A 26,044-nucleotide genomic window follows, 5' to 3' on the forward strand; every position below is an offset into this window, starting at 1 on the left:
GTCATTAGTGTGTTCTCCGCTAGACTGGCCCCCCGCCCAGTCTGGAGAGCCGCATGTCGCTTGCACTCGTGCGCAGCCGCGCACTCGATGGTCTCGACGCGCCGGAGGTCACGGTCGAGGTGCATCTGGCCAACGGCCTGCCCGCCTTCAGTCTCGTCGGCCTGCCCGACACCGAGGTACGCGAGGCGCGCGACCGGGTGCGTGCGGCCCTTCAGACCTCGCAGTTCGAGTTCCCGCAGCGGCGCATCACGGTCAATCTGGCGCCTGCCGATCTGCCGAAGGAGGGCGGGCGCTTCGATCTGGCGATCGCCGTGGGCATTCTTGTCGCTTCCGGCCAGGTCGCCGGCAGGCTGCTCGACGGGCTGGAGTTCTGCGGCGAGCTGTCGCTCAATGGCGAGCTGCGCGCGGTGCGCGGCGTGCTTGCCGTGGCGCTGGCCGCAGGGCGTGCGCGGCGCAGTCTCGTGGTGGCGACGGCCAACGCGCCCGAAGCGGCGCTGGCGCGTACCGCGACCGTGTTGCCGGCGGCCAGCCTGTGTGCGGTGGCGGCGCACCTCAATGGCCACACGCCGCTGCCGCCGACCGTGCTCGACAATCCGGCCGCTGCCGCCACGGCGTGCGCGCCCGACCTTGCCGATGTGCGCGGGCAGCTCCAGGCGCGCCGTGCGCTGGAAGTAGCCGCCGCGGGCGCGCACTCGCTGCTGCTGTTCGGTCCGCCGGGCACGGGCAAGTCCATGCTGGCGCAGCGGCTGCCCGGCCTGCTGCCACCCATGCTCGAACATGAAGCGCTCGAGACCGCGGCCGTGTGTTCACTCGAAGGCAGTTTCGATGCGTCGCGCTGGGCCCAGCGCCCCTTCCGCAGTCCGCATCACTCGGCCTCGGCGGCGGCACTGGTGGGCGGCGGGGCGACGCCGCGGCCGGGCGAGATCTCGCTGGCCCACAACGGGGTGCTCTACCTCGACGAGTTGCCCGAGTTCGACCGCCGTGTGCTCGAATCCCTGCGCGAACCGCTGGAAACAGGCCATATCAGCGTCTCGCGCGCCCGCAGACGTGCGGAGTTCCCCGCCCGGTTCCAGTTGGTGGCAGCGATGAATCCCTGTCCCTGCGGCTATGCGGGACACCCGCGAAAGCCCTGCAGGTGCACGCCCGAACAGGTTGCCCGCTATCGCGGAAAACTCTCCGGGCCGCTGCTGGACCGCATCGACCTGGTGGTCGAGGTTCCGGTGCTGGCGCACGAGGAGCTCGCCACGGCGGTCCCGGCGCCCTCGTCAGCGGACGTGCGGGCGCGCGTGGTGCAGGCGCGGGCGCAGCAGATGGAACGCCAGGGCGACGTGAATGCGCGGCTCGACAGCCGCGGTGTGGAACGTTTCTGCCTGCCGGATGCGGCGGGCGCAGCCCTGCTGCAGCAGGCGATGAATCGTCTGGATCTCTCGGCGCGCGCCTATCACCGCATCCTGCGGGTGGCGCGCACGCTGGCCGACATGGCAGGTGCCGCGCAGCCGGGCGCGGCGCATGTGGCGGAGGCGATCCAGTACCGCCGCAGTCTGGACGGTCGCTGAGGCGACGGCTGCGCCGAACGCGGTCCGGTCAGCGCGGTGGTGCGCGCCTCAGCACTGCTCCCACGGCAGACCGTCGAAACGCCAGCCATTCACCGAGTTGCGGTGGTGGCGCTCGTCGAGTTCGCCCTCGAAGCCATGCTGCACGTTGTAGACCTCTTCGAAGCCGGCCTCGATCAGCGTATGGCCTGCCGTCTCGGAACGGTTACCCGAGCGGCAGATCAGCAGGATCGGGCGCTTGCCGCCGTTGCCGGCCAGCTTTCTGACCTCGCCGACGAAGTGCGGGTTCACCTCCCAGTCCGGGCCGTCGTTCCACGAGACGTGGATCGCGCCGACGGGATGGCCGACGAACAGGTACTCGATCTCGCTGCGCACATCGATCAGCAGCGCTTCCGGGTTTGCCTGCAGGAAGGCATAGGCTTCCTTGGGGGGGATGTGCTTCATGCGTTGTTCTCCTTGGGCGAAGGATTATATTCGGAACAACGAATGCACTGCCTGCCGGCTGTTTCCAGCGCGGCCAGGGCCAAGGCCAGCGCCAGGACGGCGAGCGTTCGGGTCGGGCGCCGGGGTCAGGCGATCTCGCCCAGATAGGCGGCGCGCACCTTCGGGTTGGCCAGCAGCTCGTCTCCGGTGCCGGTCAGCGTGATCTTGCCCGATTCCATCACGTAGCCGCGCTGGGCGAACTCCAGTGCCAGGTTGGCATTCTGCTCGACCAGCAGGATGGTGACGCCTTCACGGGCCACCGACTGCACGACCTCGAAGATCTTCTCGACCACCAGCGGCGCCAGGCCCATCGACGGCTCGTCCAGCAGTAGCAGCTTGGGGCGCGACAGCAGCGCACGGCCGATGGCCACCATCTGCTGCTCCCCGCCCGACAGCGTGCCGGCCACCTGGTGCAGACGCTCCTTGACCCGCGGCAGCATGGTGTAGACGCGCTCCAGATCGGTCTCGATGCCCGCCTTGTCGTTGCGGGTGTAGGCGCCCATGCGCAGGTTCTCTTCTACCGTCAGGCGGGTGAAGATGCCACGCCCCTCGGGCACCAGTGCAATCCCCTTGCGCAGGCGCTTGTGGGCCGGCACGGTGTTCATCCGGTCGCCGCCATACAGGATGTCGCCGCCGGCGACCGGCAGCACGCCGGCGATGGCGTTGAGCGTGGTGGTCTTGCCGGCGCCGTTGGCGCCGATCAGGCAGACGAGTTCGCCCGCCCACAGGTCGAGGTCGATGCCCTTGACGGCCTGGATGCCGCCGTAGGCGATCTGCAGGTTCTGCAGCTGCAGCAGCGGGGAGGTGGGATTAGTGTGCATGCTTGCCTCCGCCCAGGTAGGCGGCGATGACTGCTTCGTTCTTCTGCACCACCGCGGGCACGTCCTCGGCGATCTTCTTGCCGAAGTCCAGCACCGCGACGCGGTCGCACAGGCCCATCACCAGCTTCACGTCGTGCTCGATCAGCATCACCGTGATGCCGTCGTGACGGATCTGCTCGATCAGCAGCTTGAGCTGCGCGGTTTCGGTGGCGTTCATGCCGGCGGCGGGTTCGTCGAGCGCCAGCAGCTGCGGCTCGGTGGCGAGCGCGCGGGCGATCTCCAGCCGGCGCTGGTCGCCGTAGGACAGGTTCTTCGACACCACGTCGGCGAAGCGGCCAATGCCCACGTAATTGAGCAGCTCGTAGGCGCGCTGCGTGGTCAGTCGCTCTTCCTCGCGGGTGAAGCGGTTCCACGTCAGGATGCCCCACACGCCCGCCTTGGTGCGGATGTGGTGGCCGGCCATGACGTTCTCGAGCGCGGTGAGGTCGCGGAACAGGCGGATGTTCTGGAAGGTGCGGGCAATGCCGCGGCCGACGATCTTGTGTGGCTTGCCGGCGGGCAGTTCGCTGCCGTTGAACACGAACTCGCCGCCGTCCGGCGTGTAGGCGCCGGTCAGCACGTTGAAGAAGGTGGTCTTGCCGGCGCCGTTGGGGCCGATCAGGCCATAGATCTCGCCCTTGCGGATGGTCAGCGATACGTCGGTCAACGCCTGCAGGCCACCGAAGCGCTTGCCGATGTTACGGGCTTCGAGCAGGGTGATCACTGCGCACCTCCCTGCTTCATGTTCTCGGGGTGGGCGTAGCGGGCGCGGGCGGGGATCATGCCCGAGGGGCGGAGCAGCATCATCAGGATCATGGCGAGCGACAACAGCAGCATGCGGAGCACTTCGGGGTCGAGGATCACGGTGCCGAACAGCGTCTGCTGCAGCGGCACGGCGACGTCGCGCAGGATCTCGGGCAGCAGGGCGAGCACGAAGGCGCCGATGATGGCGCCGGCGATGTTGCCCATGCCGCCGAACACCACCATCGTCAGCACGGCGATGGATTCCATCAGGCTGAAGCTCTCGGGGCTGACGAAGCCCTGGAAGGCGCCGAACAGCGCGCCCGCCACGCCGCCGAAGGTGGCGCCGAGCGAGAATGCCAGCAGCTTCATGTTGCGCGTGTTGATGCCGATGGCCTTGGCCGCCAGCTCGTCGTCACGCATCGCCGCCCAGGCGCGGCCGACGCGCGAGATCTGCAGGCGCTGGATGAACAGGATCGAGCCCGCCACGCACAGCAGGAAGAAGTAGTAGTACAGGAACAGCGAGTTGATCGAGAAGGTTTCGGTGACCTGCAGGTTGCGCGACAGATCCCAGCCGAACAGGTTGATCGGGTCGATCATGTTGATGCCCTGCGGCCCGTTGGTGATGTTGATCGGGTAGTTCAGGTTCAGCATGAAGATGCGGATGATCTCGCCGAAGCCGAGGGTCACGATCGCGAGGTAGTCCCCTCGTAATCGCAGGACCGGAAAGCCCAGCATGATCCCCGCGAGTGCGGCGAAGGCCGCCCCGAGCGGCAGTACCAGCCAGAACGGCAGGTGGATGTCGAAGTGCGGCGAGGCGAGGAAGGCGAAGGTGTAGGCCCCGACGGCGTAGAACGCGATGTAGCCCAGGTCGAGCAGGCCGGCGAAGCCCACCACCAGGTTCAGGCCCAGCGCCAGCATCATGTACAGCAGCGCGAAGTCGAGGATGCGCACCCAGCTCTTGCCGAACTGCCAGGCGATGATCGGCGCCACCAGGGCGATGATGATGATGAGCCAGCGCGCAGCCATCGGGTTGCGCTTGCCCAGGTAGGGGACGGCGGAGACGAGTTCGTTCATGGTTGTGCGGCCCCCTTAGGCCCGATCCGACACGCGTTCGCCGAGCAGGCCGGTGGGCTTGAAGATCAGCACCAGGCCCAGGATGATGAAGGCGAAGATGTCCTGGTAGGACGAGTTCAGGAAGCCGAAGGTCATGTGTTCGATGTAGCCGGCACCGAAGGACTCGACCAGGCCGAGCACGATGCCGCCGAGCATGGCGCCGCCCAGGTTGCCGATGCCGCCCAGCACCGCGGCGGTGAAGGCCTTGAGGCCGGGCATGAAGCCCATGCCGTAGTGGGCGATGCCGTAGTTGCTGGCGAACATCACGCCCGCTACCGCGGCCAGTGCGGCGCCGACGACGAAGGTGAAGGCGATCACCGCGTTGGTGTCGACCCCCATCAGGCTGGCGACGCGGTGGTTCTCGGCGGTGGCGCGCATCGCGCGGCCGATCTTGGTGCGGGTCACGAGCAGCGTCAGCCCGATCATGATCGCGGCCGAGGCCAGGATGATGACGACCTGCACCGGGGTGATGAATACCCCCGGGATTGGTTCCAGCGGCGTGGTCGAGATCAGCTGCGGGAAGGTGTGGTAGTTGCGTCCCCAGATGATCATCGCCACGGTTTGTAGCAGGAAGGACATGCCGATCGCGGTGATCAGCGGCGCCAGGCGGGGGGCATTGCGCAATCGCCGGTAGGCGAGACGTTCCATCAGGAAGCCCAGCGTCATGCACACGGGGATGGCGACCATCAACGCGATGGTGAGCATGTAGATGGGCGACATTCCGGGTGCGACGCCCATCAGGAACATCATGGTCTGCAGTGCGGTCAGGGCGCCGACCATCAGCACGTCGCCGTGGGCGAAGTTGATGAGGCCGAGGATGCCATAGACCATCGTGTAGCCCAGTGCGATCAGCGCATACACGCTGCCGATCACCAGACCGTTGATGAGTTGTTGGATGAGGGTTTCCATTTTGGACGGGTCGCTGAGCAGGTGAGGCCTTGGGAAGGAGCCTGTTGGTCCGGGTGGCGGTCAGGCAGGACGACTCTGAGGGGCAAGGTCTGGAGGCTGCGCGGCGAAGCACTCTCCAGGCCTTGCCCCTCACGCGGGGCGCGTGAGGGGCTGCCGATGCTTACAGCGCGACCCAGGTACCGTCCTTGAACTGGTACATCGTGACCGCGCCTTCCTTGATGTCGCCCTTGTCGTCGAAGGAGACATTGCCGGTGACACCGTCGAAGTTGATCTTCTTCAGCTCGGGCAGATACTTGGACGGCTCGACCGAGCCCGCCTTTTCCATCGCCTTCACGATCGCCATCGCGGCGTCGTAGGCATAGGGCGCGTAGAGCTGCACTTCGCCGTTGAAGCGTGCCTTGTAGTCGGCACGGAACTTGGCGCCGCCAGGCATCTTGTCCAGCGGCAGGCCAGCCATCGAGCAATAGGTGGTCGCATTGATGGCGTCGCCCGCGAGCTTGATCATTTCCGGGCTGCAGCCGCCGTCGCCAGTCAGGAACTTGGCGTTGATGCCGAGTTGCTTGATCTGGCGCAGCATCGGGCCGGCCTGGGCGTCCATGCCGCCGAAGAAGATCACGTCCGGGTTGGTGGCGCGGATCTTCGTCAGGATGGCGTTGAAGTCGGTGGCCTTGTCGGTGGTGAATTCACGCGCGACGACCTGGGCGCCGGCCGCCTTCACCGCCTTGTCGGTCTCGTCCGCCAGGCCCTGGCCGTAGGCGGTGCGGTCGTCGATGATCGCGACCTTGGCGGCGCCCAGCGTCTTCACCGCGAAAGTGCCCAGTGCACCGCCCTGCTGCACGTCGTTGGCGATGGTGCGGAACACGCCCTTGAAGTTCTGCTGCGTCAGCTTGGGGTTGGTCGATGCCGGCGAGATCTGTGGCACGCCGCCCTGGTCGTAGATGCGCGAAGCCGGAATCGAGGTGCCCGAGTTCAGGTGTCCGATCACGCCCTTGACGCCCGCATCCACCAGACGCTGCGCCACCGTGGTGCCGGTACGCGGGTCGGCCTGATCGTCCTCGCCGATCAGCTCGAACTTGATCTTCTTGCCGCCGATATCGGCGCCGCCCTGGGCGTTGATCGCATCGACCGCCATGCGGCTGCCGTTTTCCAGATCCTTGCCAAGGTGCGAGATGGTGCCGGTCAGCGGCGCTGCGCTGCCGAGCTTGACGACTTCCTGGGCGTGGGCAGCGCCCAGACCGATGCTCATGACCGCGACTGCAACGATGCTTTTCTTCATGCTCGATTCTCCAGCGATATCAATGGATGACGATGTTGTTGTCCGACGCATCTGCGAGGTCTTGTCTCCCCTCGTCGGAGCCGTTGTCCCTGGCCCCTTCTCCTCCTGCCACGCCGGCCAGAACCGGCTCTGTGACAAAGGTTTTCGTATTCTGCACAAAAACGGGGCGCCGGAACGTGCGGCCGTTTGAGGACGCACGGCCTTTTCCTGGTGCGTTGCAGCAACAAAAAGCCTCGTTAGTCGGCAAACTCGCAATCAATCGCTGCAATGGAGCTCATCCGAGCCTTTCTGTGTGTCGGACAACGATGATGCAATGCACAATCCGTGCCAGTTGCGGATAACCCTGATCACGGTCATCGCCTCGGGTCATCCAGCGCGTAAACGCAGACGGGGGCGCTGATTGCGCCCCCGTCTTGTTGCACCCATCGTGTGCGTGGGCACCATCATGGCGCCCTCGTTCGCGTTGTCGTGCTTACTTCAGCGGCTCCCACTTGCCATTGGCGAAGCCGTACAGGCTCACCCCGCCTTCCTTGATGTCGCCCTTGGGATCGAAGGCGATGTTGCCGGTGACGCCCTTGAAGTTCACCTTCTGCATCGCCGGCAGGTATTTGGCCGGATCGGTGGAGTCGGCGGCCTTCATGCCTTCGATCAGCGCGGTGGCGGCGTCGTAGGCATACGGGGCGTAGAGCAGCACGTCGACGTTGAAGCGCTGCTTGAAGCGCGACAGGAACTCGCCGCCGCCGGGCATCATCGACAGCGGGATGCCGGCCTGGGTGCAAAACACCTTGTCGTTGATCGCGTCGCCGGCCAGTTTCAGCATTTCGCCGGTGCAGGTGCCGTCGCCGCCGAGGAAGGTGGAGGCGATGCCGAGCTGGCGCATCTGGCGCAGCATCGGCGCACCCTGGGCGTCCATGCCACCGTAGAACACCGCGTCGGGGGTGCGGCCCTTGATCTTGGTGAGAATGGCGGTGAAGTCGGTGGCCTTGTCGTTGGTGAACTCACGGCCCACCACTTCGCCGCCCTGCTTCTTGACGCTTTCGGCAAAGGCGTCGGCCAGGCCCTGACCGTAAGCAGTACGGTCGTCGATGATGGCGAACTTCTTCACCTGCAGCTTCTCGACCGCGTACTTCGCCATGGCCTCGCCCTGCTGCAGGTCGTTGGCGATGACGCGGTAGGTGACCTTGTAGTTCTGCTGCGTCAGCTTGGGGCTGGTGGACGAGGGCGTGATCACCGGCACGCCCGCTTGTTCATACACGCGCGAGGCAGGAATCGAGGCGCCGGAGGTGGTGTGGCCGACGACGCCGACCACGCCCGCGTCGGTCAGGCGTTGTGCAGCGGTGGTGGCCGTGCGCGGGTCGCCCTGGTCGTCCTCGCTGAGCAGCTCGAACTTGACCGGCTTGCCGCCGATGGTGAGGCCTTTGGCATTGGCGTCCTCCAGTGCCAGGCGGGCGCCGAATTCGCCGTCCTTGCCGAAATGCGCGATCGGGCCGGTCAGCGGGCCGGCGTGGCCGATCTTGACGACCGTCTGGGCGTGAGCGGCAAAGCCTGCGCTGACCAGGGCGAGAGCAAGCAGGGTCTTCTTCATGGGGCGTGTCTCCGAAGGTTGCAAAGAGTCACCGCGTGGGCGTTGCAAATCCCGGGGTGATGATCGATTCTAGCCCAGTGGCCTGTCGTCCGGCAGGTGCGAGGGATTGGGGAATACGGAAGGATGAAACGCCTGCTTGCCTGGTTGTGCGCGATGCTCTCTGCGCTAGGCATCACCGCCTGCGACTACTTCAATCTGCGCGAGCTCAAGCCAGGCGTGTCGACGGCGACGGAGGTGCGCGAACGCTTCGGGCCGCCAAGGATGGAGTGGAAGAACGAGGACGGTTCGGTCACCTGGGAGTACACCCGTCAGCCCGAGGGCATCGAATGCTTCATGATCACGATCGGGCCGGACGATATCCTGCGCCAGATCGACCAGGTCCTGAACGAACAGAACTTCGCCCGGGTGGTCAATGGCATGAGCGGCGACGAGGTGCGCCGCCTGCTCGGCAAGCCGGCGCGCAGCCAGTTCTTCCAGCTCAAGCATGAAACCGTGTGGGAATGGAAGGTCAGCCATGGTGTGGGCACGGCAAGCGAACCGGAGTTCTTCACCGTGTCTTTCAATACCGAGGGCCGTGTCGTCGGCTCCGGCCGTTACACGCAATATCGACGCTGACCGGAGGAAGGTCATGAATGTCTTCAAGCTGTTGCCACTGCGGCGGCTGCGCGGGGTCGGCATGTTGCTGGCGATGCTGGGGGCGTTGCAGTTGGCCGGCTGCGTGACGTACGCGCCGCCGCGCCCCTTCACCACCGAGGCCGAGACTCTGGCGGCCAAGGGCGAGCCCACGCGGCGCTGGCAGAACGACGACGGTACCACTACGCTCGAGTACGCCACGCAACCCTACGGGCGCAGCTGCCTGATGGTGCAGGTCGACGCGGGCGGCATCGTGTTGCGGCAGTGGGATGCGCTCGACGAAGAGAACCTGGCGCGCGTGCAGAAGGGCATGACGCGCGAGGAAGTCGACCGTCTGCTCGGCGAGCATCGCTCGGAACAGATCTTCCGCCTGTCGGGTGAAGAGGTGTGGGACTGGAACGTGCGCAACTACGGTCCGGGCATCGCCACGCTGTTCAACGTGCACTTCATCGACGGCAAGGTGGTGCGGACGAGCCAGACCTACGTCTATCCGCGCGAAGGGCCGTTCTGGGGCGGGTGGGGCTACCCGCACCCCTCCTATTACCGCCACCCGTTCTTTCCGCCGCACCCCTACTTTCCCTACTGGTAAGTCCCTGTCGCCAAGTCGCTTTTGCGCTTGGCAAGTCTCGGCGTGAGTCGATACAATTCGCCCCCTGCCGAGGAGCGCTGCGACCCCGACTGAACCTGCGAGGGCCAGGCTCGGCAACCGATCAACGGCGCTCACAAACCTTCAGCCGGTTTGTGGCGCCGTTCGCTTTTGTGCGTGGCGTTGCCCGGCAGCCGTCGAACGACCGAGGACCCCGCCATGCAAGCCGATCGCAGCACCGAACTCCGCCAGCTTCTCGCCGAGCGCATCCTGATCCTGGACGGCGCGATGGGCACGATGATCCAGCAGGAAAAGCTGGGCGAAGCGGACTACCGTGGCGATCGCTTCATCGATCACCCCAAGGATCTCAAGGGCAACAACGACCTGCTGGTGCTGACCCGCCCCGACGTGGTCGCCGGCATCCACCGCGCCTATCTCGAGGCCGGTGCGGACATCATCGAGACCAACACCTTCAACGCCACCCGCGTGTCGCAGGCGGAGTACGGGCTGGAGGCGCTGGCCTACGAGCTCAACGTCGAGGGTGCCCGCCTGGTGCGCGAGCTGTGCGACGAATACACCGCGAAGAACCCCGCCAGGCCGCGTTACTGCGCCGGCGTGCTCGGGCCGACCTCGCGCACGCTGTCGATCTCGCCGGATGTGAACGACCCCGGTTTTCGCAACATCAGCTTCGATGCGCTTGCCGACGACTACTACGACTCGGCCAAGGGGCTGCTGGAAGGTGGCGCCGACATCCTGCTGATCGAGACCGTGTTCGACACCTTGAACGCCAAGGCCGCGGTGTTCGCGATCGAGAAGCTCTTTGACGACCTCGGCAAGCGCTGGCCGGTGATGATCTCGGGCACGATCACCGACGCCTCGGGCCGCACGCTGTCGGGCCAGACTGCCGAAGCCTTCTGGAACTCGCTGTCACATGCGCAACCGATCAGCTTCGGTCTCAACTGCGCGCTCGGCGCCGACCAGCTGCGCCAGTACGTCGAGGAGCTGTCCAACGCCTGCGACACCCATGTGTCGGCCCACCCCAACGCCGGCCTGCCCAACCCGCTGTCGCCCACCGGCTACGACGAGACGCCCGAGCACCTCGCGGGCCAGATCCGCGAGTGGGCGCAGAGCGGCCTGGTGAACATCGTCGGCGGCTGCTGCGGCACCACGCCGGCGCATATCGCGGCGCTCGCCGAAGTTGTCCAGGGCCTCGCGCCGCGTGCCGTGCCCGTCATCGACAAGAAGCTGCGCCTGTCCGGCCTCGAGCCCTTCAACGTCGGCAGCGACGCCCTGTTCGTCAACGTCGGCGAACGCACCAACGTCACCGGCTCCAAGGCCTTCGCACGCATGATCCTCGAGGGCCGCTTCGACGACGCGCTCGCGGTGGCGCGCCAGCAGGTCGAGAACGGCGCCCAGGTCATCGACATCAACATGGACGAGGCGATGCTGGACTCGGTCGCCGCCATGGACCGCTTCTGCAAGCTCATCGCAACCGAGCCGGACATCTCGCGCGTGCCGATCATGCTCGATTCGTCGAAGTGGTCGGTGATCGAGGCCGGCCTCAAATGCATCCAGGGCAAGGGCGTGGTCAACTCCATCTCGATGAAGGAGGGCGAGGCCGAGTTCCTGCGCCAGGCGCGCCTCGCGCGCCGCTACGGTGCGGCGGTGATCGTGATGGCCTTCGACGAGCAGGGCCAGGCCGACACCTTCCGCCGCAAGACCGAGATCTGCGAGCGCGCCTACACGCTGCTCACCAAGCCGGTGGCCGAGGGCGGCGCCGGCTTCCCGCCGGAAGACATCATCTTCGACCCCAACATCTTCGCCATCGCCACCGGCATCGAGGAGCACGACAACTACGCGGTCGACTTCATCAACGCCGTGGCCTGGATCAAGGAGAACCTGCCGTACGCCAAGACCTCGGGCGGGGTGTCGAACGTGTCCTTCAGCTTCCGCGGCAACGACCCGGTGCGCGAGGCGATCCACACCGTGTTCCTGTACCACGCGATCAAGGCCGGGCTGTCGATGGGCATCGTCAACGCCGGCCAGCTCGGCGTGTATGACGAACTCGATCCGGCGCTGCGCGACAAGGTCGAGGACGTGGTGATGAACCGCAAGCCCGGGGCGGGCGAGGCCTTGGTCGAGCTGGCGCAGACGGTGAAGGGCCAGGCCAAGGAATCCGCGCAGGACCTGGCCTGGCGCGCGTGGTCGGTGGAAGAGCGCCTGTCGCACGCGCTGGTGAAGGGCATCACCGAGTTCGTCGTTGCCGACACCGAGGAGGTGCGTGCCAAGCTCGAGGCCGAGGGCAAGCCGCCGCTGGCCGTGATCGAAGGGCCGCTGATGGCGGGCATGAGCGTGGTCGGCGACCTCTTCGGCGCGGGCAAGATGTTCCTGCCCCAGGTGGTGAAGTCGGCGCGCGTGATGAAGCAGGCGGTCGCGCACCTCATCCCCTACATCGAGGCCGAGAAGCTGCGCACCGGCGCCAGCAGCAAGGGCCGCATCATCATGGCGACGGTGAAGGGCGACGTGCACGACATCGGCAAGAACATCGTCGGCGTGGTGCTCGGCTGCAACGGCTACGAGGTGATCGACCTCGGCGTGATGGTGCCGGCAGCCAAGATCCTGGAGGCGGCCAAGGAGCACGGCGCGCAGGCGATCGGCCTGTCCGGCCTGATCACCCCGTCGCTGGAGGAGATGAGCCATGTCGCCGCCGAGATGAAGCGCCAGGGCTTTTCCGTGCCGCTGCTGATCGGCGGCGCCACCACCAGCCGCAACCACACCGCGATCAAGATCGCGCCGCACTACGATCAGGCGGTGGTGTACGTGCCCGACGCCTCGCGCGCGGTGGGCGTGGTCACGGCGCTGCTGTCGGAGGGGCAGAGCGAGTCGTTCAAGGCCGAGGTGGCCGCCGACTACGAGAAGATCCGCGCCCTGCACGCCAACAAGAAGGGCGTGCAGTTGGTCGGCGTCGAGGCCGCGCGCGCCAACGCTTTCCGCGTCGCCGCCGACTATGAACCGCCGCGTCCGAACATGCTCGGCGTGCAGGCGATCGACGTCGAACTCGGCGAGCTGGTGAATTACATCGACTGGGGCCCCTTCTTCCAGACCTGGGACCTCGCCGGCCGCTTCCCCGCCATCCTCGACGACGAGGTGGTGGGGGAGACCGCGCGCAGTGTCTTTGCCGACGGCAAGGCCATGCTCGACAAGCTCGTCGCCGAGAACTGGCTGCAGGCCAAGGCGGTGTTCGGCCTGTTCCCGGCCAATGCGGTGGGCGACGACATCGAGATCTACACCGGCGAGGATCGCAAGCACCTGGCCATGGTGTGGCACGGCCTGCGGCAGCAGCACGAGCGCCCGGCGGGCAAACCGCACTGGTGCCTGGCGGACTTCGTGGCGCCCAAGGCGTCGGGTGTGGCGGACTGGGTCGGCGCTTTCGCCGTGACCGCCGGGCTGGGCATCGAGGCCAAGCTTGCCGAGTTCGAGGCCGCGCACGACGACTACCACGCCATCATGCTCAAGAGCCTGGCCGACCGCCTGGCCGAGGCCTGCGCCGAATGGCTGCACGAGCGCGTGCGCCGCGAATGCTGGGGCTATGCCGCCGACGAGACCCTCGACAACGAGGCGCTCATCGCCGAGCAGTACCGCGGCATCCGCCCGGCGCCGGGCTACCCGGCCTGCCCGGATCACACGGTCAAGGGGCCGCTGTTCGAGCTGCTGGGCGTGCGCGAGCGCATCGGCATGGACCTCACCGAGAGCTACGCGATGACCCCGGCCGCCGCGGTCAGCGGCTTCTACTTCGCGCATCCGGAAAGCCACTACTTCGCCATCCCGAAAATCGGCCGTGACCAGCTCGAGGACTGGGCGCGGCGTACCGGCATGGAGGTGGAGGAAGCGGCGCGCTGGCTGGCGCCGCTGCTGTAATCGCGGTCTGTTATGTGCGCGGCGCTTGGGGAGTGAGGCTGCCTCCGGTAGCATCACGGGCTTCAATTCCCGGGAGCCCGACATGGCCAGCCTCGAAATCACCGCCGACAACTTCAACGATGTTCTGGAGAACAACCCGATCGTGTTCCTGGACTTCTGGGCGGCATGGTGCGGCCCGTGCCGCAACTTTGCCCCCACGTACGAGGCGGCCTCCGAAGCCAACCCGGACATCGTCTTCGGCAAGATCGACACCGAGGCTCAGCAGGAGCTGGCCGCGACCTTCCAGATCCGCTCCATTCCGACCATCGCGGTGATCCGCGAGGGCATCATGGTGTTCCGTGAGTCCGGCGCCCTGCCGGCCAATGCCTTGAACCAGGTCATCGAAGGCGTGCGCGGCCTGGACATGGAGCAGGTGCGGGCCGAGATCGCTGCGCAGCAAGCGGGCCAGGCAGAGGCCTGAACCGCCCGCTTCAGGGCATCAGCCCAGCGTGCCGGCCCGATCGCGGATCGCCTGCATGGCCGGATGCGATAGCCGGCGCTCGGTGGTGATGGCATAGACGCGGCTCACCACCGCGTCGATCTCGCCGATCACCACCAGCCCATACTGGCGACAGACATAGTCGGCAATCGAGGTGGGCGCCACGATGGCGCCCGCGCCCCCCTGGGCGAAAGACTTCATCAGCGCGCTGTCGTCGAATTCGGCCACGACAGAAGGCTGCACGCGCTCGCGCTCGAACCATTGCAGCAGCGCCCCGCGGTGGGCGACGTCCTCGCCCGGCAGCAGGAAGGGCGCACCATCCAGCGTCGCCGGAAATCCCTCGACCAATTGCGCTGACAATGCGGGCGTGGCGAACACGGTCAGCGTGCTCTCGCTCAGCAGCGTGCTGTAGCCGCGTACGCTGACCTCGGGTGGCACCGCACGGTCGGCGATCACCAGGTCGAGCCGATGCACTGCCAGTTCGGCGAGCAGTTCGGCCAGCGGCGCCTCGCGGCACACCAGCCGGCCGGGGCGCTCGACGTGCAGCGCCGGCTCGATCAGGTGGTAGATGACGGACTTGGGCATCGAGTCCGGAATGCCGATGCGAAACGGCAGGCTGCGGCGCAGGCTGTCGTCGCGCACCACGTCGACGATCTGGTCGCCCAGCGCGAAGATTTCCTCGGCGTGACCCAGGATGCGTTCGCCCGCTTCGGTGACGACCAGCCGGCGCCTGGCACGGCGAAACAGGCTGACGCCGAGTGCGGCTTCGAAGGTGGCGAGCTGGGTGCTGATCGAGTGCGGCGCAAGATTCAACAGTCGGCCGGCCTCGGCAATCGTGCCCACACGCGCCACGGTCCAGAAGTAGCGCAGGTGCTTGTAGTTGAGTTCGGTCATCTCGCACCCTCCTTTGTTCCGTCTAAAAAATCGATTGTATTGCTAATCGAGATCGACTTTTTGAGAGATCGCTTCTCCTTTAGTCTGCAGCTGTCTGCCGCGCTCCCCGGTGTGCCAAACCGGTTGTCCGGGTCGCAGCAGCCATCCCGACACAAGAAAGGAGACAGCACCATGCGCCACTACGAAACCGACAGCAGCCCGGCTGCCGCCCGCCTGCTTGCCCTCACCGTGCTTGCCGACGGCGGCCTCGACCGCAACGAGCTCGACGCGATGATGCAGGCCGACCTCGCACGTCGCCTCAGCATCGGTCGGGTGGAGTTCGAGCGCATCCTGCGCGAGTACTGCGACGATCTGCTGCTGAGCGCGAACTACCTCGATGGCGTGCGCCTGAAGGTGGCCGACGAAGTGCTCGACCTGCTGCTCGAGGACATCACCGATCCGGCCCTGCAGCGGGCGCTGCTGCGGACGATGCAGGACATCGTCAGCGCCGATGGCGTGGAAACCTCGGCCGAGGTCGAGGTCCTTGCCCGCGCGCTGCAGAAGTGGGGTGCGTACCCGGATGGCGGGGCGCTGAACTGAAGCTTGCGGCACGCAGGCCCATCCGGATGCGGGCCTGCGTGCCGCGAACGCATCGGGGGGCGACATGGACAACACGAAACTCGTGCGCAGCATCGACCACGACAATCACCTCGGCGATCGCGTCGATGACCCGCTGATCGATCGTCTGCACTGGATCATCCGCCAGGCGATCCGCCTGCTGGCGGTGCTGATGGTGGCGGTGATCCTGTGGACCGTGGCCGATGTCGTCCTGGTGCTCTACGAGAAGCTGTCGGATCCGCCTTTCCTGCTGCTGGATCTCAACGACATCTTCGTGGTGTTCGCCGCCTTCCTGGCGGTGCTGATCGCGATCGAGATCTTCGTCAACATCACCCTCTACCTGCGCGACGACGTCATCCACGTCAAGCTGGTGATCGCCACCGCGCTGATGGCGATCGCGCGCAAGGTCATCGTGCTCGATCTGTCGGCACTGGCGCCCATGTACCTGTTCGGCATCGGGGTGGTCGTGCTCGCCCTCGGCGTGACCTACTGGCTGGTGTCGACACGGCCCGGCGACTGAGCGCCCCGCCGCCGAGGGCGAGGCGCGCGGTCCTCACAGGCTGAAGCGGCTCACGTTGTGCTGCATGCGTCCGGCCATGGCCTGCAGGGCCTCGGCGGAGCGCTTGGTCTCGGTGGTGACCGTGTGGATCTCCTCGGCATTGCTGGCAATCTGCTCGACGGTTCGGGCGACGTCGTTCGAGGCTTCGGCCTGCTCCCTGAGCGCGAGGTCGATGTCGCCGATCAGTTCGGACACCTGGCGCGCGATCGCCAGCAGCGACTCGATGCTCTCGCCGGCGTCACGAGCGTGGGCGACGCTGCGACCGACGGCGGACACGCCCTCGTCGATGCGGGTGACGACCTGCGCGGTCGAGGCCTGGATGGTGCCGACCATCTCGGTGATCTCGCCCGTCGAGTGCGCGGTGCGCTCGGCCAGCTTGCGCACCTCGTCGGCCACGACCGCGAAGCCGCGTCCCTGTTCGCCCGCGCGGGCGGCTTCGATCGCCGCGTTGAGGGCCAGCAGGTTGGTCTGGTCGGCAATCTCCTTGATGACATTGACGATCGCGGAGATCTTCTTGGAGTCCTCGGCGAGGTTACCGATGCCCTCCGATGCCGTTCGCACCACGTCGGCAACACGGTCGATCTCCTGTTCCAGCTTGCGCAACACTTCGCGGCCATCGCGCGCCTTGGTGTCGGACTCCCGCGCTGCGGCGCTGGCTTCGTTGGTGCGGTTCGCCACCTCGCCGATCGATACCGTGACTTCCTCGACGCGGGCGGCGATGTTGGACGCGGCCGTGCTCTGCGCGTCGACACTGGACTCGAGATGCGTCACGCCTGCGCCCAGTCCTGCGGCCGACTCGGACAGCCGCATCGATTCGTCGCGGGTTTCGCGGATGGTGCCGTGCAGCGATTCGCGCATCGCATCGATGGCACTCTGAAGGTCGCCGATCTCGTCGGTGTTCCTCGCCCCGACACTGCCCGCTCTGGAGGCCAGGCGACCGGCCGCGATCTCGCTCGCGACCTCGACGACCCGGTTCAGGCGCGAGCCAATCCGGCGTGCCAGCAGCACCGAGAGCAGGCCCGCCACCAGCGTGCCGATCACCAAAGCGCCGATCGCGATCCGTTCTGCGTGGACGGCGGCCTGGGCGCTGGCCTCGCGCACCGCGTCACCCTGTTCGTTGACGTGCTTCAGCAAGGCGCTCGTGGTGGAGGCGACACGCGAACCCGCGGCGAACCATTCCGTTTTCTGCAATTGCACTGCCTCGGATTCGCGGCCGTCCTTGACGAGCTTCACTGCGGCCATCACGGCGTTGCGATACTCGGCAACGGCCTTGGTGAAGGCATCGAGCAAGCCGCGCGCTTCGGGCGTCGTGGCGTACTTGCGGTAATCCTCGATCGACTTGGCGAGCTTGGCGTCGATGTCGACCAGCGAGGCCTCGAGCTTGTCGCGCTCCGCGGCACTGTCGGCGAGCATGTACTCGAGGCTGCGGATGCGATAGCGCATGCGGCCTTCGCTCAGGCTCGCAGCCTGCGTGACCGAGGGCACGGTGTGGTCGGACATCGCGTGCGAGAGCGCGTCCATGCGATCGATCTGGACGTAGCAGATGATGATCGCGGCGATGAGAATGCCGCTGGACGCGACGAAATTGAACAGCAGCTTCGTGCGCAGCCTGAGATTGTCGAACCAGACCATGATGACCTCGGCAAACGGAATTGGAGGGCCCCGGCAAGCCCGGAGCCATGACGCCTAACGGCGGTACGCGCCGGGAGCTTGAGCGGAATCGAAAGATTTGATCGATGATAAGCAGGAGAAGGCTCGAATCATCGGGAAATCGACGTCTTCGTGTGAAATTGCACAGCGCACGATGTACTGACGGGCTGTGCTTTCGCTGAGTCGGGCCTTTACTCGAACAACGCGCCGACGCTCTGGCCGCTGTGGATGCGCTCGATCGCTGCTGCGAACAGCGGCGCCACGCTCAGGGTCGTGATCTTGGGCAGCCGCTTCTCCGCTGGAAGTGCCACGGTGTTGCTGATCACCACCGAGTCGATCTCGGCATCGCGCAGGCGCTCGATGGCCGGACCGCACAGCACGCCGTGCACCGCGCCGGCATGGATGCTGCGCGCGCCGGCGGCCTTCAGCGTCGCGACGGTCGAGACGAGCGTGCCGCCGGTCGAAATCTCGTCCTCGAAGATCACCACGTCGCGGCCGCGGACGTCGCCCACGACTTCGCCATGCTTGACGTCGGTGTCGCTGACGCGGCGCTTGTCGATGATCGCCATCGGGATGCCGAGCCGTTCCGAGAAGCGGCCCACGCGCTTGGCGCCGCCGGCATCGGTGGCCACCGCGACCATGTTGGACAGGTCGTGGTGGCGGCGGAAATGCTCGGCAATCGTCGGAATGGCTGTTAGGTGATCCACCGGTACGCTGAAGAAGCCATGTACCTGATCGGCATGCAGGTCCATCGTCAGTACGCGATCCGCACCCGCGGTCTTGAGCATGTCGGCGATCAGCCGGCCGGTGATCGAGATGCGGGGCGCGTCCTTCTTGTCCGAGCGCGCATAGGAATAGTAGGGAATCACCGCCGTGATGCGCTGCGCTGACGCGCTGCGCATCGCGTCGAGCGTGATCAGCAGTTCCATGATGTGTTCGCTGACCGGCTCGGTGAAGGACTGCACGACATACACGTCGCGTTCGCGCACGTTCTCCTGGATCTGTACCCGCAGGTTGTCGTTGGAGAAACGCGAAATGTCGAGCTGGCCAAGGCGGATGCCGAGGCGGTGGCAGATCTCGCTGGCGAGCTCGCGGCTGGCGTTGCAGGCAAAGATCTGGAGGCCGTGCTTCATCATGGGACTGTCTCTGGGCGGGTGGCGGAGATCTTCCTTTTATCCCCTGTCGGCGTGGAGGGAAAGAGGAAAATCGCTGCTCATGCGCACGCGGCAACCCGCCCCGGAAAAAGAAACGGCCCCCGATTCCAGGAGCCGTTTCGTTTCAGATGCCGTCGCCGCGCGCTAGCCTGCGGCCGACACTTCCCGGGTTGAGTCAGGCGGCAGTCGCCTTGCGACGACGAGCGCTCAGGCCCATGCCCATCAGACCGATGCCGAGCAGGCCGAGGACGCCCGGCTCGGGAATCCTGGTGGCGGTCCAGGCGGCCGCGACGAAGATCTCGCTGTCGAAGCCTTCAGCCGCGTAGACCTTGAACAGCTCGCCCTCGCCAGGCTGGGAGCCAGCCTCGGCCAGGCACGCAGGCACGGGGCTGCCGTCGCAAATCAGCGTGGTCTCGCCCGGCTCGAGGCGGAACGAAATCTCGTACTTGTAGCCATCAAGGATGAACGAGATCGGCGCCAGCGACAGCTCCATCACGGTGTAGATGTCGTCGCACACCGAGCCCACCGGATTCGGCGACCCCGAGCATCCGGCCGTGTTGCTCGTTTCCCAGTACTTGACCGTCGTGACGCTGTCGAGGTCGTCCTTCAGCAGGGTGCTGAAGCCGGCGTCGGAGAACACGCGGAAGTTGCCGAGAATGTTGGCGATCCACAGCGGATTCGGGTTGGCAACACCGGACGGAACGGCCAGCACCTGGTTCTCTTGGAACAGTTTGTCGATGCGGAACCAGTCGCCGGCATTCCACCCGTCGACGTCAGCGTTGGGGCTGGACGATGAATCGTAGGACTCGATGGTCAGGCTGCTGGTGTTGCCGTTGCCTACTGTCGGGTGATTCGAGGTCCAGGCTAGCTGTTCGACAGTGTTCGTCGACCCCGGCGGGCTTGCGATCGGGCCGTTATACGCCAGCGTCAGACCTTGCGGGCCGCCGTTGAACTCAATCACCGGATTCGAGAATCCGGACGTCTGCGTGAAATAGAGCGTATCCAGCGGTGCTGCGCTTGCGGCACCACTCATCGCTGCGAGTGCAATCATTGTCGCGCCGATTGCTGGCTTGAGTGCGATTCTCATGATTCCCTCCGTCAGGAAGTCCGGCATCTGCCGCGAATCGTCATGCATCGAGCGTGCCATCATATGTTTTTAGATAAAAAACAATGGCTTAATGTCTATGCTTGAGATCGTATTGGGTGTCTGTGTAAAAAAAACCGACACTGACCAGTGCGGTCGTCATGGCCGAGAGGCGCGAGTGACGCAGCTTCTTACACTTGGCCAAATGCATTCTCGGTCTGAAGACCTAAAATCACGCGGATTTGTGACGCATTTCCTTTGTCTGCCGACCGGATTTCATTCCTTTTGCGCCTCTTCCTGTGTGTCGGGTGTTGCCGCACGTGTTAACCTCTGCTTGTCCACTGAGGCTGAAGGCGAGGTGCGCCATGGAATCCACTGGAAATGCCATTTTTGACGCATTGACGAGATATTTTTCCATGCACACCTACGAAGTGGGCTGCCGAGAGCAGGAACTCGTCGAGATCTACGCGCTGCGTTACCAGACCTATTGCCTCGAGTGCGGATTCCTGCCGCCGGCTGAGTACCCCGCCGGGCTGGAACGTGACGAGTTCGATGCACGTTCGGCTCATTTCGCCGCCCATAACGTCGATGGTGCGGTCGTGGGTACCGCGAGGCTGGTGTTGAGCGCACAGGACGAACCGTTTCCCTTCGTGCGCCATTGCCCGGTGTTCGACGACGTCGCATTGCCCCCGCCGGAGCAGACGGCCGAGGTTTCACGTCTTGCGGTCAAGAAGGACTATCGGCGCCGGACCGGCGATACCTGGTTCGGGGTGAATACGGCGAACGGTAACGGGGAGGCTGCTGCGGACGACGCTGCACGGGAGCGCCGGACGAATGCGCCCGTGGTCGTGCTGGGGCTGTATCGTCAGATGTATCGATACAGCCGCGAGAAGGGCATCCGTTACTGGTACGCGGCGATGGAGCGGCCGCTCGCACGCGCACTGGCCCGGTTCGATTTCATCTTCGTGCCGATCGGTGCCGAACATGACTACTACGGGCCGGTTACGCCTTACCTCGCGGATCTCAAGGAGATCGAGGACAGGCTCAAGGTGACCAAGCCCGAGTTGCTCGACTGGTTCCAGTACGGGCCCTGAACTGTTCGACCCGATCTGCGACCCAGGATGTCTTTTGGCGCTGTCGTGGGGCGTTGAGCGTCGTGCCGAGGGAGGGGGTCGTTCATGTCGCCGTTGTCCCGTGTGCGCCGAATCGGGCGCAAGTTCATGTTGCAGCAACTGTCGCGGCAGACGCCGGACAAGCTGCTGGCCCTGTCGCGCGGGCGCCTCGAGCGCTGCTTCGAGCGCGCGGCGCGCGTGTCGCCGGCCTATCGGACGCTGCTCGCTGAAGCCGGCCTCGCAGGCACTGCCGCACTTTCCGCCAAGGACATCGTCGCGCGTGCGCCGCTGCTGGACAAATCGAACACCTTCGCGCGCTTCACGATCACGGAGCTTCTCGCAGAGGACATTCCGCCGTCGTCCATCGCCGGGGTGCTGACGAGTTCCGGGCAGGGCGGAAAGACCTTCGGTTTTGGCCTGAGCACGCGGGCGCAGATGGATGCGAGCGCGGGTGCCATCGATCTGGGCCTGCAACTCGCATTCGGCATCGACGAGCGCAGCACCCTGCTCGTCAACTGCCTGCCGATGGGGGTGGTGTTCAGCTCGCGCACCGTCGCGGTGGCGAACGTCAGCGTGCGCGAGGACATGGCGCTGGCCATCGTGCGCCAGGCGATGCCCCTGTACGAGCAGCTGATCCTCTGTGTCGATCCCCTGTTCTGCAAGCGTCTGCTCGACCACGCGCAGCAGCAGGGCTTCGACTGGTCGGGCCTCCGGACCCATGTGATCCTCGGCGAGGAGACCTTTTCCGAGGATTTCCGCAGCTATGTCGCTGACCGGCTGCACGTCGAGGTCGATGCCGGCGGTGCTGACGACCCCCTGATCGGCAGTTCGATGGGGGCGGGCGAACTGGGCCTGAACCTGTTTTTCGAGACGCGCGAGACGATTTCGCTGCGAAGGGCGCACCACAGGCGGGATCCGGGAGCGGTGCTGCCGGTGTTCTTCTGCTACGACCCGCTGCGGACTTTCGTCGAGATCCATGCGCCCGACGCCGAGGGCGTGGGCGAGCTGGTCATCACAGTCCTCGACGCCAAGGCGACGATTCCCTTGATCCGCTATTGCACGGGCGATCTGGCGCGCTGGCTGACCGAGAGCGATTACGCCCTCGTGCCCGCCGACGTGAGGGTGCGGCTGCGCGCGCAGCCCCTGCCGATGATCGCCATGCTGGGCCGCAAACGCGACTGGGTCGATGCGCGCTGGCACGTCGACCATTTCAAGTCGCTGCTCTACCGCCGCCCGGCGCTGGCGGATCAGCTGTCCGGGGCGTTCCGCGTCCTTGCTGGCGAGCCTGCGCCGGTTTGGGAGGTCCAGTTGCGGCGCGACGCGGCGGCAGACCCGCAGGCCATGGCCGAGGCGCTAGCGTCGCTCGTGTGCGAACAGTGCGGGGTGCCGGCTGAGGCTGCTCCTGCCGTGCACTGTCATCGATACGAGGCCTTCCCCTACGGCATGGGCCTCGACTACGAGCGCAAGTTCGCCTATCTCGGCGCCCGCTAGCGGCGCAAGGGCTGTATCCGGCGGTGTGGCTCTCCGCCGGGCGCGCTTAGGCGGGATAGCGCAGGAAGGCGCGGCGCGCCTCCCGCCAGGCCGCCTCGTCGGCGCCGGCGAGCACATCCAGATCGGCCGGTGTCGCGGCAGGGTCGTCCACCCATTCGCGCAGCAGCGGCGAGCCGTTGATGAGGTCGATCGCCAGGCGCTCGAATTCGTACTCGTAGCCGAAGTCGCGCCACAGCGGGTAGTCCGGCCACAGCCGGCGGATGGCCTTGAAGGCCAGCGCCTGCACCCGCCACGGGCGGAACGCGGCGTGGTCGTAGTGGGCCGGATCCTCGACGTGGATCTGCACGCCGTTGCACAGCTTGCCGGCGTGCTTGTGGAAGGTGGGCTCGAACCAGCAGTCGCGCAGCACGCAGCCGCGCAGCCAGTCCGGCGCCAGGGTACGCATGTCGGCGATGATCGCGCGGGCGTCGAGGTCGGGCGCGCCGAACAGCTCCAGCGGCCGGGTGGTGCCGCGGCCTTCGGACAGCGTCGTGCCTTCCAGCATCACGGTGCCGGCGTAAGCGCGCGCCATCGACAGGTTGGGCGCGTTGGGGCTGGGGTTGATCCAGCTGCGCTCGCCCAGCGGCCAGCCGTAGCCGGGCGCAGCCTCGGGCTGCCAGCCTTCCATGTCGATCACCCGGCAGTCGACGTCGAGCTTCAGCGTGGCGACGAACCAGCGCGCCAGTTCGCCCATCGTCAGGCCGTGGCGCATCGGCAGGGGGCCGGCGCCGACGAAGCTTTCCCAGCCTTCGCGCAGCAGGGTGCCTTCCACCGGCCGGCCGGCGGGGTTGGGGCGGTCCAGCACCCAGACCGACTTGCCGTGTCTGGCCGCTTCTTCCAGCACGTAGCGCAGCGTGGTGATGAAGGTGTAGATGCGGCAGCCCAGGTCCTGCAGGTCGACCAGCAGCACGTCGAAGCTGTCCATCATCGCCGTGGTGGGGCGGCGGACTTCGCCGTACAGGCTGAACACTGGAATGCCCAGTAGCGGATCGGTGTAGTCGGAGGACTCCACCATGTTGTCCTGCTTGTCGCCGCGCAGCCCGTGCTGCGGGCCGAAGGCGGCCGACAGCGTGATGTCGGGCAGCGCGGCCAAGGCGTCGAGCGAGTGCGTCAGGTCGCGGGTCACCGAGGCCGGATGGGCGAGCAGGGCGACACGCTTGCCCGCCAGCGGGCGGCGCAGTGCGGGGTCGGCGAGCAGGCGGTCGAGACCGAAGCGGATCGAAGACATCACTTCTTGCAGTCCGGCTCGGCCCAGGTCTTCAGCATCAGCACGAAGCTGTTGCGGGCGTGGAAGTCGGGCTGCTCGGCGACGTGCTGCACGGCCCAGTACTCCAGTTCGCCGTCCTTGCGTTCGATCACGGCAGCGAGGCCGATCTCGAGTTCGGTGCCCGGCGGCACCGCGGGCAGGGCCGCCGACGGCACGCGTGCCTCGAGCCAGGCAGCGTTGTCGTCCTGTGCGAAACGGAGTTCGGGGGCTGCGTCCGCTGCGTAATCCTCGCTGCGTTCGCGGCAGGCCCGGAAATCGTAGATGGCCCACTGCCCGGACGGCGAGAAGTTGAACTCGCGGTAGCCCGGTTCGCCCTTCACGCCCATGAAGACCTCGAAACAGGTGTGCTGCCACAGCGCGTCGGCCGGACGGGGTTCGGTCGCGGCCGGAATGCGGATGGCCTCGATGCGGCTGTCCTCGAGCTTGAACTCGAATACCGCCGCGCCATCGGGCGCGGCGTACATCGTGGCCAGCAGCATGCCGACGGGCGAGCTCACGGCGGGCCTGTCGTCGGTGGCGGGCTGGAGCGGGGCGGTCGTGGGATGGGCGCGCAGGCCGATGGTGATGGTCGGCACGCGGGGGCGTTCGGGGGAGGGCAGGCTCACGATGGAATCGACGCTGAGTGATCAAGGGGGCGGAGGGTACGCGAGGGTGCATGTGTCCGCCGGCACAGGCGCAATGGTATCCCGATCGCGCGGAAGACGGGCGTGCAGGCGCCCCCTCGCCTCGGGGTTGGGCCGCGGCGGCAGGCGCTGGCAGAACGTGCCTGGCGTCGATCGGCTGCTGCGGCGCGTCATGCATGGCGCTTGAATCGGCCGTTCGCCGCCTGCAGACTCGACGCCCATGTCCATCCCGTTCCCGCCGTCGCCCGTGCGCCTCCCGCCTTTGTTCCTGATCGTCGTCGCGCAGCTCTTCGGTACCTCGCTGTGGTTCTCCGCCAACAGCGCCGGCGAGGACCTGATGCGGACCTGGGCGCTGCAGGCAGCGGACATCGGGCGGCTGACGAATGCCGTGCAGCTCGGTTTCATCCTCGGCACGCTGGGTTTCTCGCTCAGCGGCCTGGCCGACCGTTTCGCTGCCAGCCGCATCTTCGCTGTCTGCGCGGTGCTCGGCGCGGGCGCCAACGCCGGCTTCGCGCTGCTGGCGCAAGGGCTGGCGGACGGCCTGGCGTGGCGCTTCGCGGTCGGACTGGCGCTCGCCGGCGTCTATCCGCTGGGCATGAAGCTGGTGGTGAGCTGGGTGCCGCAGCAGGCCGGGGCCGCGCTGGCCTGGCTGGTTGGCATGCTGACCCTGGGCACCGCGCTGCCGCATGGGGTGCGCATGTTCGATGCCGGCTGGGGCTGGCAGGCGACCATCCTGGTGTCGTCGGTGCTGGCGCTGCTGGCCGCGGTGATGATCTTCGCGCTCGGTGACGGCCCGCACCTGGTGCGTCGCCCGGGTGCGCCGCGGCTGCGGCTGGGCGAGGGCTTGTACGCCATGCGCGAGCCGCGCTTCCGGGCCTCGGCGCTGGGGTACTTCGGTCATCAATGGGAGCTTTACGCCTTCTGGACCCTGGTGCCCCTGCTGGTGGTCGCAGCGCGTGGCACCGAGGCCGGCTCGCCTTCGGGGCCGGCGTTCGCGGTGATCGGCATCGGTGCCGTGGGCTGCGTGCTGGGCGGGTGGCTCAGCCGGCGCATCGGCAGCGCGCGCGTCGCAGCGCTGGCGCTGGCGGTGTCCGCGCTGTGCTGTGCGGTCTACCCGTTTGCCGCCGGCTGGCCGCCGTTGCTTCTGGCGGCGCTGATGCTGGTGTGGGGCGCGAGCGTGGTGGCGGATTCCCCCCACTTCTCGGCGCTGTCGGCACGCGCCTGCCCGCCCGAGAGAGTGGGCAGCGCGCTGGCCTTCCAGAACGCGATCGGCTTCGCCATCACCATGGGCTCGATCGAACTCACCACCCGCCTGTGGCCCCTGATCGGCGACCGCGTGGCCTGGGTGCTGCTGCCCGGACCGGTGTTCGGGCTGATCGCGCTGGCGCCGTTGTGGCGGCGCGCGGAATCGCAGCCGGGCTGAACCCGTTTGCCGC

General features: G+C 66.5%; 23 protein-coding genes and 1 riboswitch. Of the genes, 10 read left to right on the forward strand and 13 right to left on the reverse strand.

Going from position 1 to position 26,044, the window contains the following annotated elements:
- The first annotated feature begins 53 nt into the window (after positions 1–53).
- The gene (locus tag AC731_RS15900; protein WP_004260207.1) at positions 54–1,556 is read left to right on the forward strand and encodes a YifB family Mg chelatase-like AAA ATPase; all 1,503 of its coding nucleotides are present in this window, start codon (positions 54–56) and stop codon (positions 1,554–1,556) included.
- Between the two features lie 48 nt (positions 1,557–1,604).
- Here AC731_RS15900 and AC731_RS15905 read toward each other — a convergent pair whose 3' ends face one another.
- The 7 genes from AC731_RS15905 to AC731_RS15935 all read right to left on the reverse strand — a co-directional run bounded on the left by AC731_RS15905 (position 1,605) and on the right by AC731_RS15935 (position 8,523).
- On the reverse strand, positions 1,605–1,997 hold the full coding sequence (locus tag AC731_RS15905; protein WP_004260211.1) for a rhodanese-like domain-containing protein: 393 nt from the start codon (positions 1,995–1,997) through the stop codon (positions 1,605–1,607).
- A 125-nt stretch (positions 1,998–2,122) separates the two neighbouring features.
- A complete protein-coding gene (locus AC731_RS15910) occupies positions 2,123–2,857 on the reverse strand; it encodes an ABC transporter ATP-binding protein (RefSeq protein ID WP_004260215.1) in 735 nt (244 codons plus the stop codon).
- A complete protein-coding gene (locus AC731_RS15915) occupies positions 2,847–3,620 on the reverse strand; it encodes an ABC transporter ATP-binding protein (RefSeq protein ID WP_048707519.1) in 774 nt (257 codons plus the stop codon). The genes AC731_RS15910 and AC731_RS15915 overlap by 11 nt, the downstream gene beginning before the upstream one ends.
- Positions 3,617–4,714, reverse strand: coding sequence for an ABC transporter permease subunit (locus AC731_RS15920; protein ID WP_004260221.1), 1,098 nt, complete (start codon positions 4,712–4,714; stop codon positions 3,617–3,619). Before AC731_RS15920 ends, AC731_RS15915 begins: the two co-directional genes overlap by 4 nt.
- 15 nt (positions 4,715–4,729) lie before the next feature.
- Entirely contained in the window at positions 4,730–5,662 is a 933-nt protein-coding gene (locus AC731_RS15925) for a branched-chain amino acid ABC transporter permease (protein ID WP_004260224.1), read from the reverse strand.
- A 160-nt stretch (positions 5,663–5,822) separates the two neighbouring features.
- Entirely contained in the window at positions 5,823–6,938 is a 1,116-nt protein-coding gene (locus tag AC731_RS15930; RefSeq protein WP_048707521.1) for a branched-chain amino acid ABC transporter substrate-binding protein, read from the reverse strand.
- Between the two features lie 472 nt (positions 6,939–7,410).
- A complete protein-coding gene (locus tag AC731_RS15935; protein WP_004260273.1) occupies positions 7,411–8,523 on the reverse strand; it encodes a branched-chain amino acid ABC transporter substrate-binding protein in 1,113 nt (370 codons plus the stop codon).
- 123 nt (positions 8,524–8,646) lie between these two features.
- Here AC731_RS15935 and AC731_RS15940 point away from each other — a divergent pair, with 123 nt between their 5' ends.
- The 4 genes from AC731_RS15940 to AC731_RS15955 all read left to right on the forward strand — a co-directional run bounded on the left by AC731_RS15940 (position 8,647) and on the right by AC731_RS15955 (position 14,120).
- Complete coding sequence (locus AC731_RS15940; RefSeq protein WP_004260277.1) at positions 8,647–9,138, forward strand: hypothetical protein; 492 nt, start codon at positions 8,647–8,649, stop codon at positions 9,136–9,138.
- A 13-nt stretch (positions 9,139–9,151) separates the two neighbouring features.
- Positions 9,152–9,745, forward strand: a complete 594-nt coding sequence (locus tag AC731_RS15945; RefSeq protein WP_156480735.1) for a hypothetical protein — start codon at positions 9,152–9,154, stop codon at positions 9,743–9,745.
- Positions 9,746–9,808: 63 nt separating this feature from the next.
- A riboswitch (S-adenosyl-L-homocysteine riboswitch) is annotated at positions 9,809–9,885 on the forward strand.
- Between the two features lie 76 nt (positions 9,886–9,961).
- Complete coding sequence (metH, locus tag AC731_RS15950) at positions 9,962–13,660, forward strand: methionine synthase (RefSeq protein WP_048707524.1); 3,699 nt, start codon at positions 9,962–9,964, stop codon at positions 13,658–13,660.
- Between the two features lie 82 nt (positions 13,661–13,742).
- Entirely contained in the window at positions 13,743–14,120 is a 378-nt protein-coding gene (locus AC731_RS15955; protein WP_004260287.1) for a thioredoxin family protein, read from the forward strand.
- Positions 14,121–14,138: 18 nt separating this feature from the next.
- Here the strand turns inward: AC731_RS15955 and AC731_RS15960 are convergent, their stop codons facing one another.
- Positions 14,139–15,032 (reverse strand): LysR family transcriptional regulator, encoded by an 894-nt coding sequence (locus AC731_RS15960; RefSeq protein ID WP_048707527.1) that lies wholly within the window; start codon positions 15,030–15,032, stop codon positions 14,139–14,141.
- Between the two features lie 171 nt (positions 15,033–15,203).
- Here AC731_RS15960 and AC731_RS15965 point away from each other — a divergent pair, with 171 nt between their 5' ends.
- Complete coding sequence (locus tag AC731_RS15965; protein WP_004260290.1) at positions 15,204–15,611, forward strand: TerB family tellurite resistance protein; 408 nt, start codon at positions 15,204–15,206, stop codon at positions 15,609–15,611.
- 64 nt (positions 15,612–15,675) lie between these two features.
- Positions 15,676–16,149, forward strand: a complete 474-nt coding sequence (locus AC731_RS15970) for a phosphate-starvation-inducible PsiE family protein (RefSeq protein WP_004260292.1) — start codon at positions 15,676–15,678, stop codon at positions 16,147–16,149.
- A 33-nt stretch (positions 16,150–16,182) separates the two neighbouring features.
- Here the strand turns inward: AC731_RS15970 and AC731_RS15975 are convergent, their stop codons facing one another.
- From AC731_RS15975 to AC731_RS20170, 3 genes are all read right to left on the reverse strand, one after another.
- On the reverse strand, positions 16,183–17,820 hold the full coding sequence (locus tag AC731_RS15975; RefSeq protein WP_048707529.1) for a methyl-accepting chemotaxis protein: 1,638 nt from the start codon (positions 17,818–17,820) through the stop codon (positions 16,183–16,185).
- 209 nt (positions 17,821–18,029) lie between these two features.
- Positions 18,030–18,974, reverse strand: a complete 945-nt coding sequence (locus tag AC731_RS15980; protein ID WP_205626602.1) for a ribose-phosphate diphosphokinase — start codon at positions 18,972–18,974, stop codon at positions 18,030–18,032.
- A gap of 193 nt (positions 18,975–19,167) precedes the next feature.
- Positions 19,168–20,127, reverse strand: a complete 960-nt coding sequence (locus tag AC731_RS20170) for a THxN family PEP-CTERM protein (RefSeq protein ID WP_205626603.1) — start codon at positions 20,125–20,127, stop codon at positions 19,168–19,170.
- A gap of 365 nt (positions 20,128–20,492) precedes the next feature.
- On the opposite strand from AC731_RS20170, the gene AC731_RS15990 reads away from it, so the two are divergent.
- Positions 20,493–21,170: a PEP-CTERM/exosortase system-associated acyltransferase gene (locus tag AC731_RS15990; RefSeq protein ID WP_048707535.1), complete on the forward strand. Its 678-nt coding sequence runs from the start codon at positions 20,493–20,495 to the stop codon at positions 21,168–21,170.
- An 84-nt stretch (positions 21,171–21,254) separates the two neighbouring features.
- Positions 21,255–22,679 (forward strand): phenylacetate--CoA ligase family protein, encoded by a 1,425-nt coding sequence (locus AC731_RS15995; protein WP_048707538.1) that lies wholly within the window; start codon positions 21,255–21,257, stop codon positions 22,677–22,679.
- Positions 22,680–22,725: 46 nt separating this feature from the next.
- Here AC731_RS15995 and AC731_RS16000 read toward each other — a convergent pair whose 3' ends face one another.
- Together AC731_RS16000 and AC731_RS16005 are read right to left on the reverse strand one after the other, a co-directional pair.
- Positions 22,726–23,946 carry an exo-beta-N-acetylmuramidase NamZ family protein gene (locus AC731_RS16000; protein WP_048707541.1) on the reverse strand — a complete coding sequence of 407 codons (1,221 nt, stop codon included), beginning with the start codon at positions 23,944–23,946 and terminating at the stop codon, positions 22,726–22,728.
- Entirely contained in the window at positions 23,946–24,590 is a 645-nt protein-coding gene (locus AC731_RS16005; protein WP_048707544.1) for a DOMON-like domain-containing protein, read from the reverse strand. Before AC731_RS16005 ends, AC731_RS16000 begins: the two co-directional genes overlap by 1 nt.
- A gap of 238 nt (positions 24,591–24,828) precedes the next feature.
- Here AC731_RS16005 and AC731_RS16010 point away from each other — a divergent pair, with 238 nt between their 5' ends.
- The gene (locus AC731_RS16010; protein ID WP_048707548.1) at positions 24,829–26,031 is read left to right on the forward strand and encodes an MFS transporter; all 1,203 of its coding nucleotides are present in this window, start codon (positions 24,829–24,831) and stop codon (positions 26,029–26,031) included.
- The last annotated feature ends 13 nt before the right edge of the window (positions 26,032–26,044 follow it).

Source organism: Thauera humireducens (genome assembly GCF_001051995.2).
GTDB lineage: Bacteria > Pseudomonadota > Gammaproteobacteria > Burkholderiales > Rhodocyclaceae > Thauera > Thauera humireducens.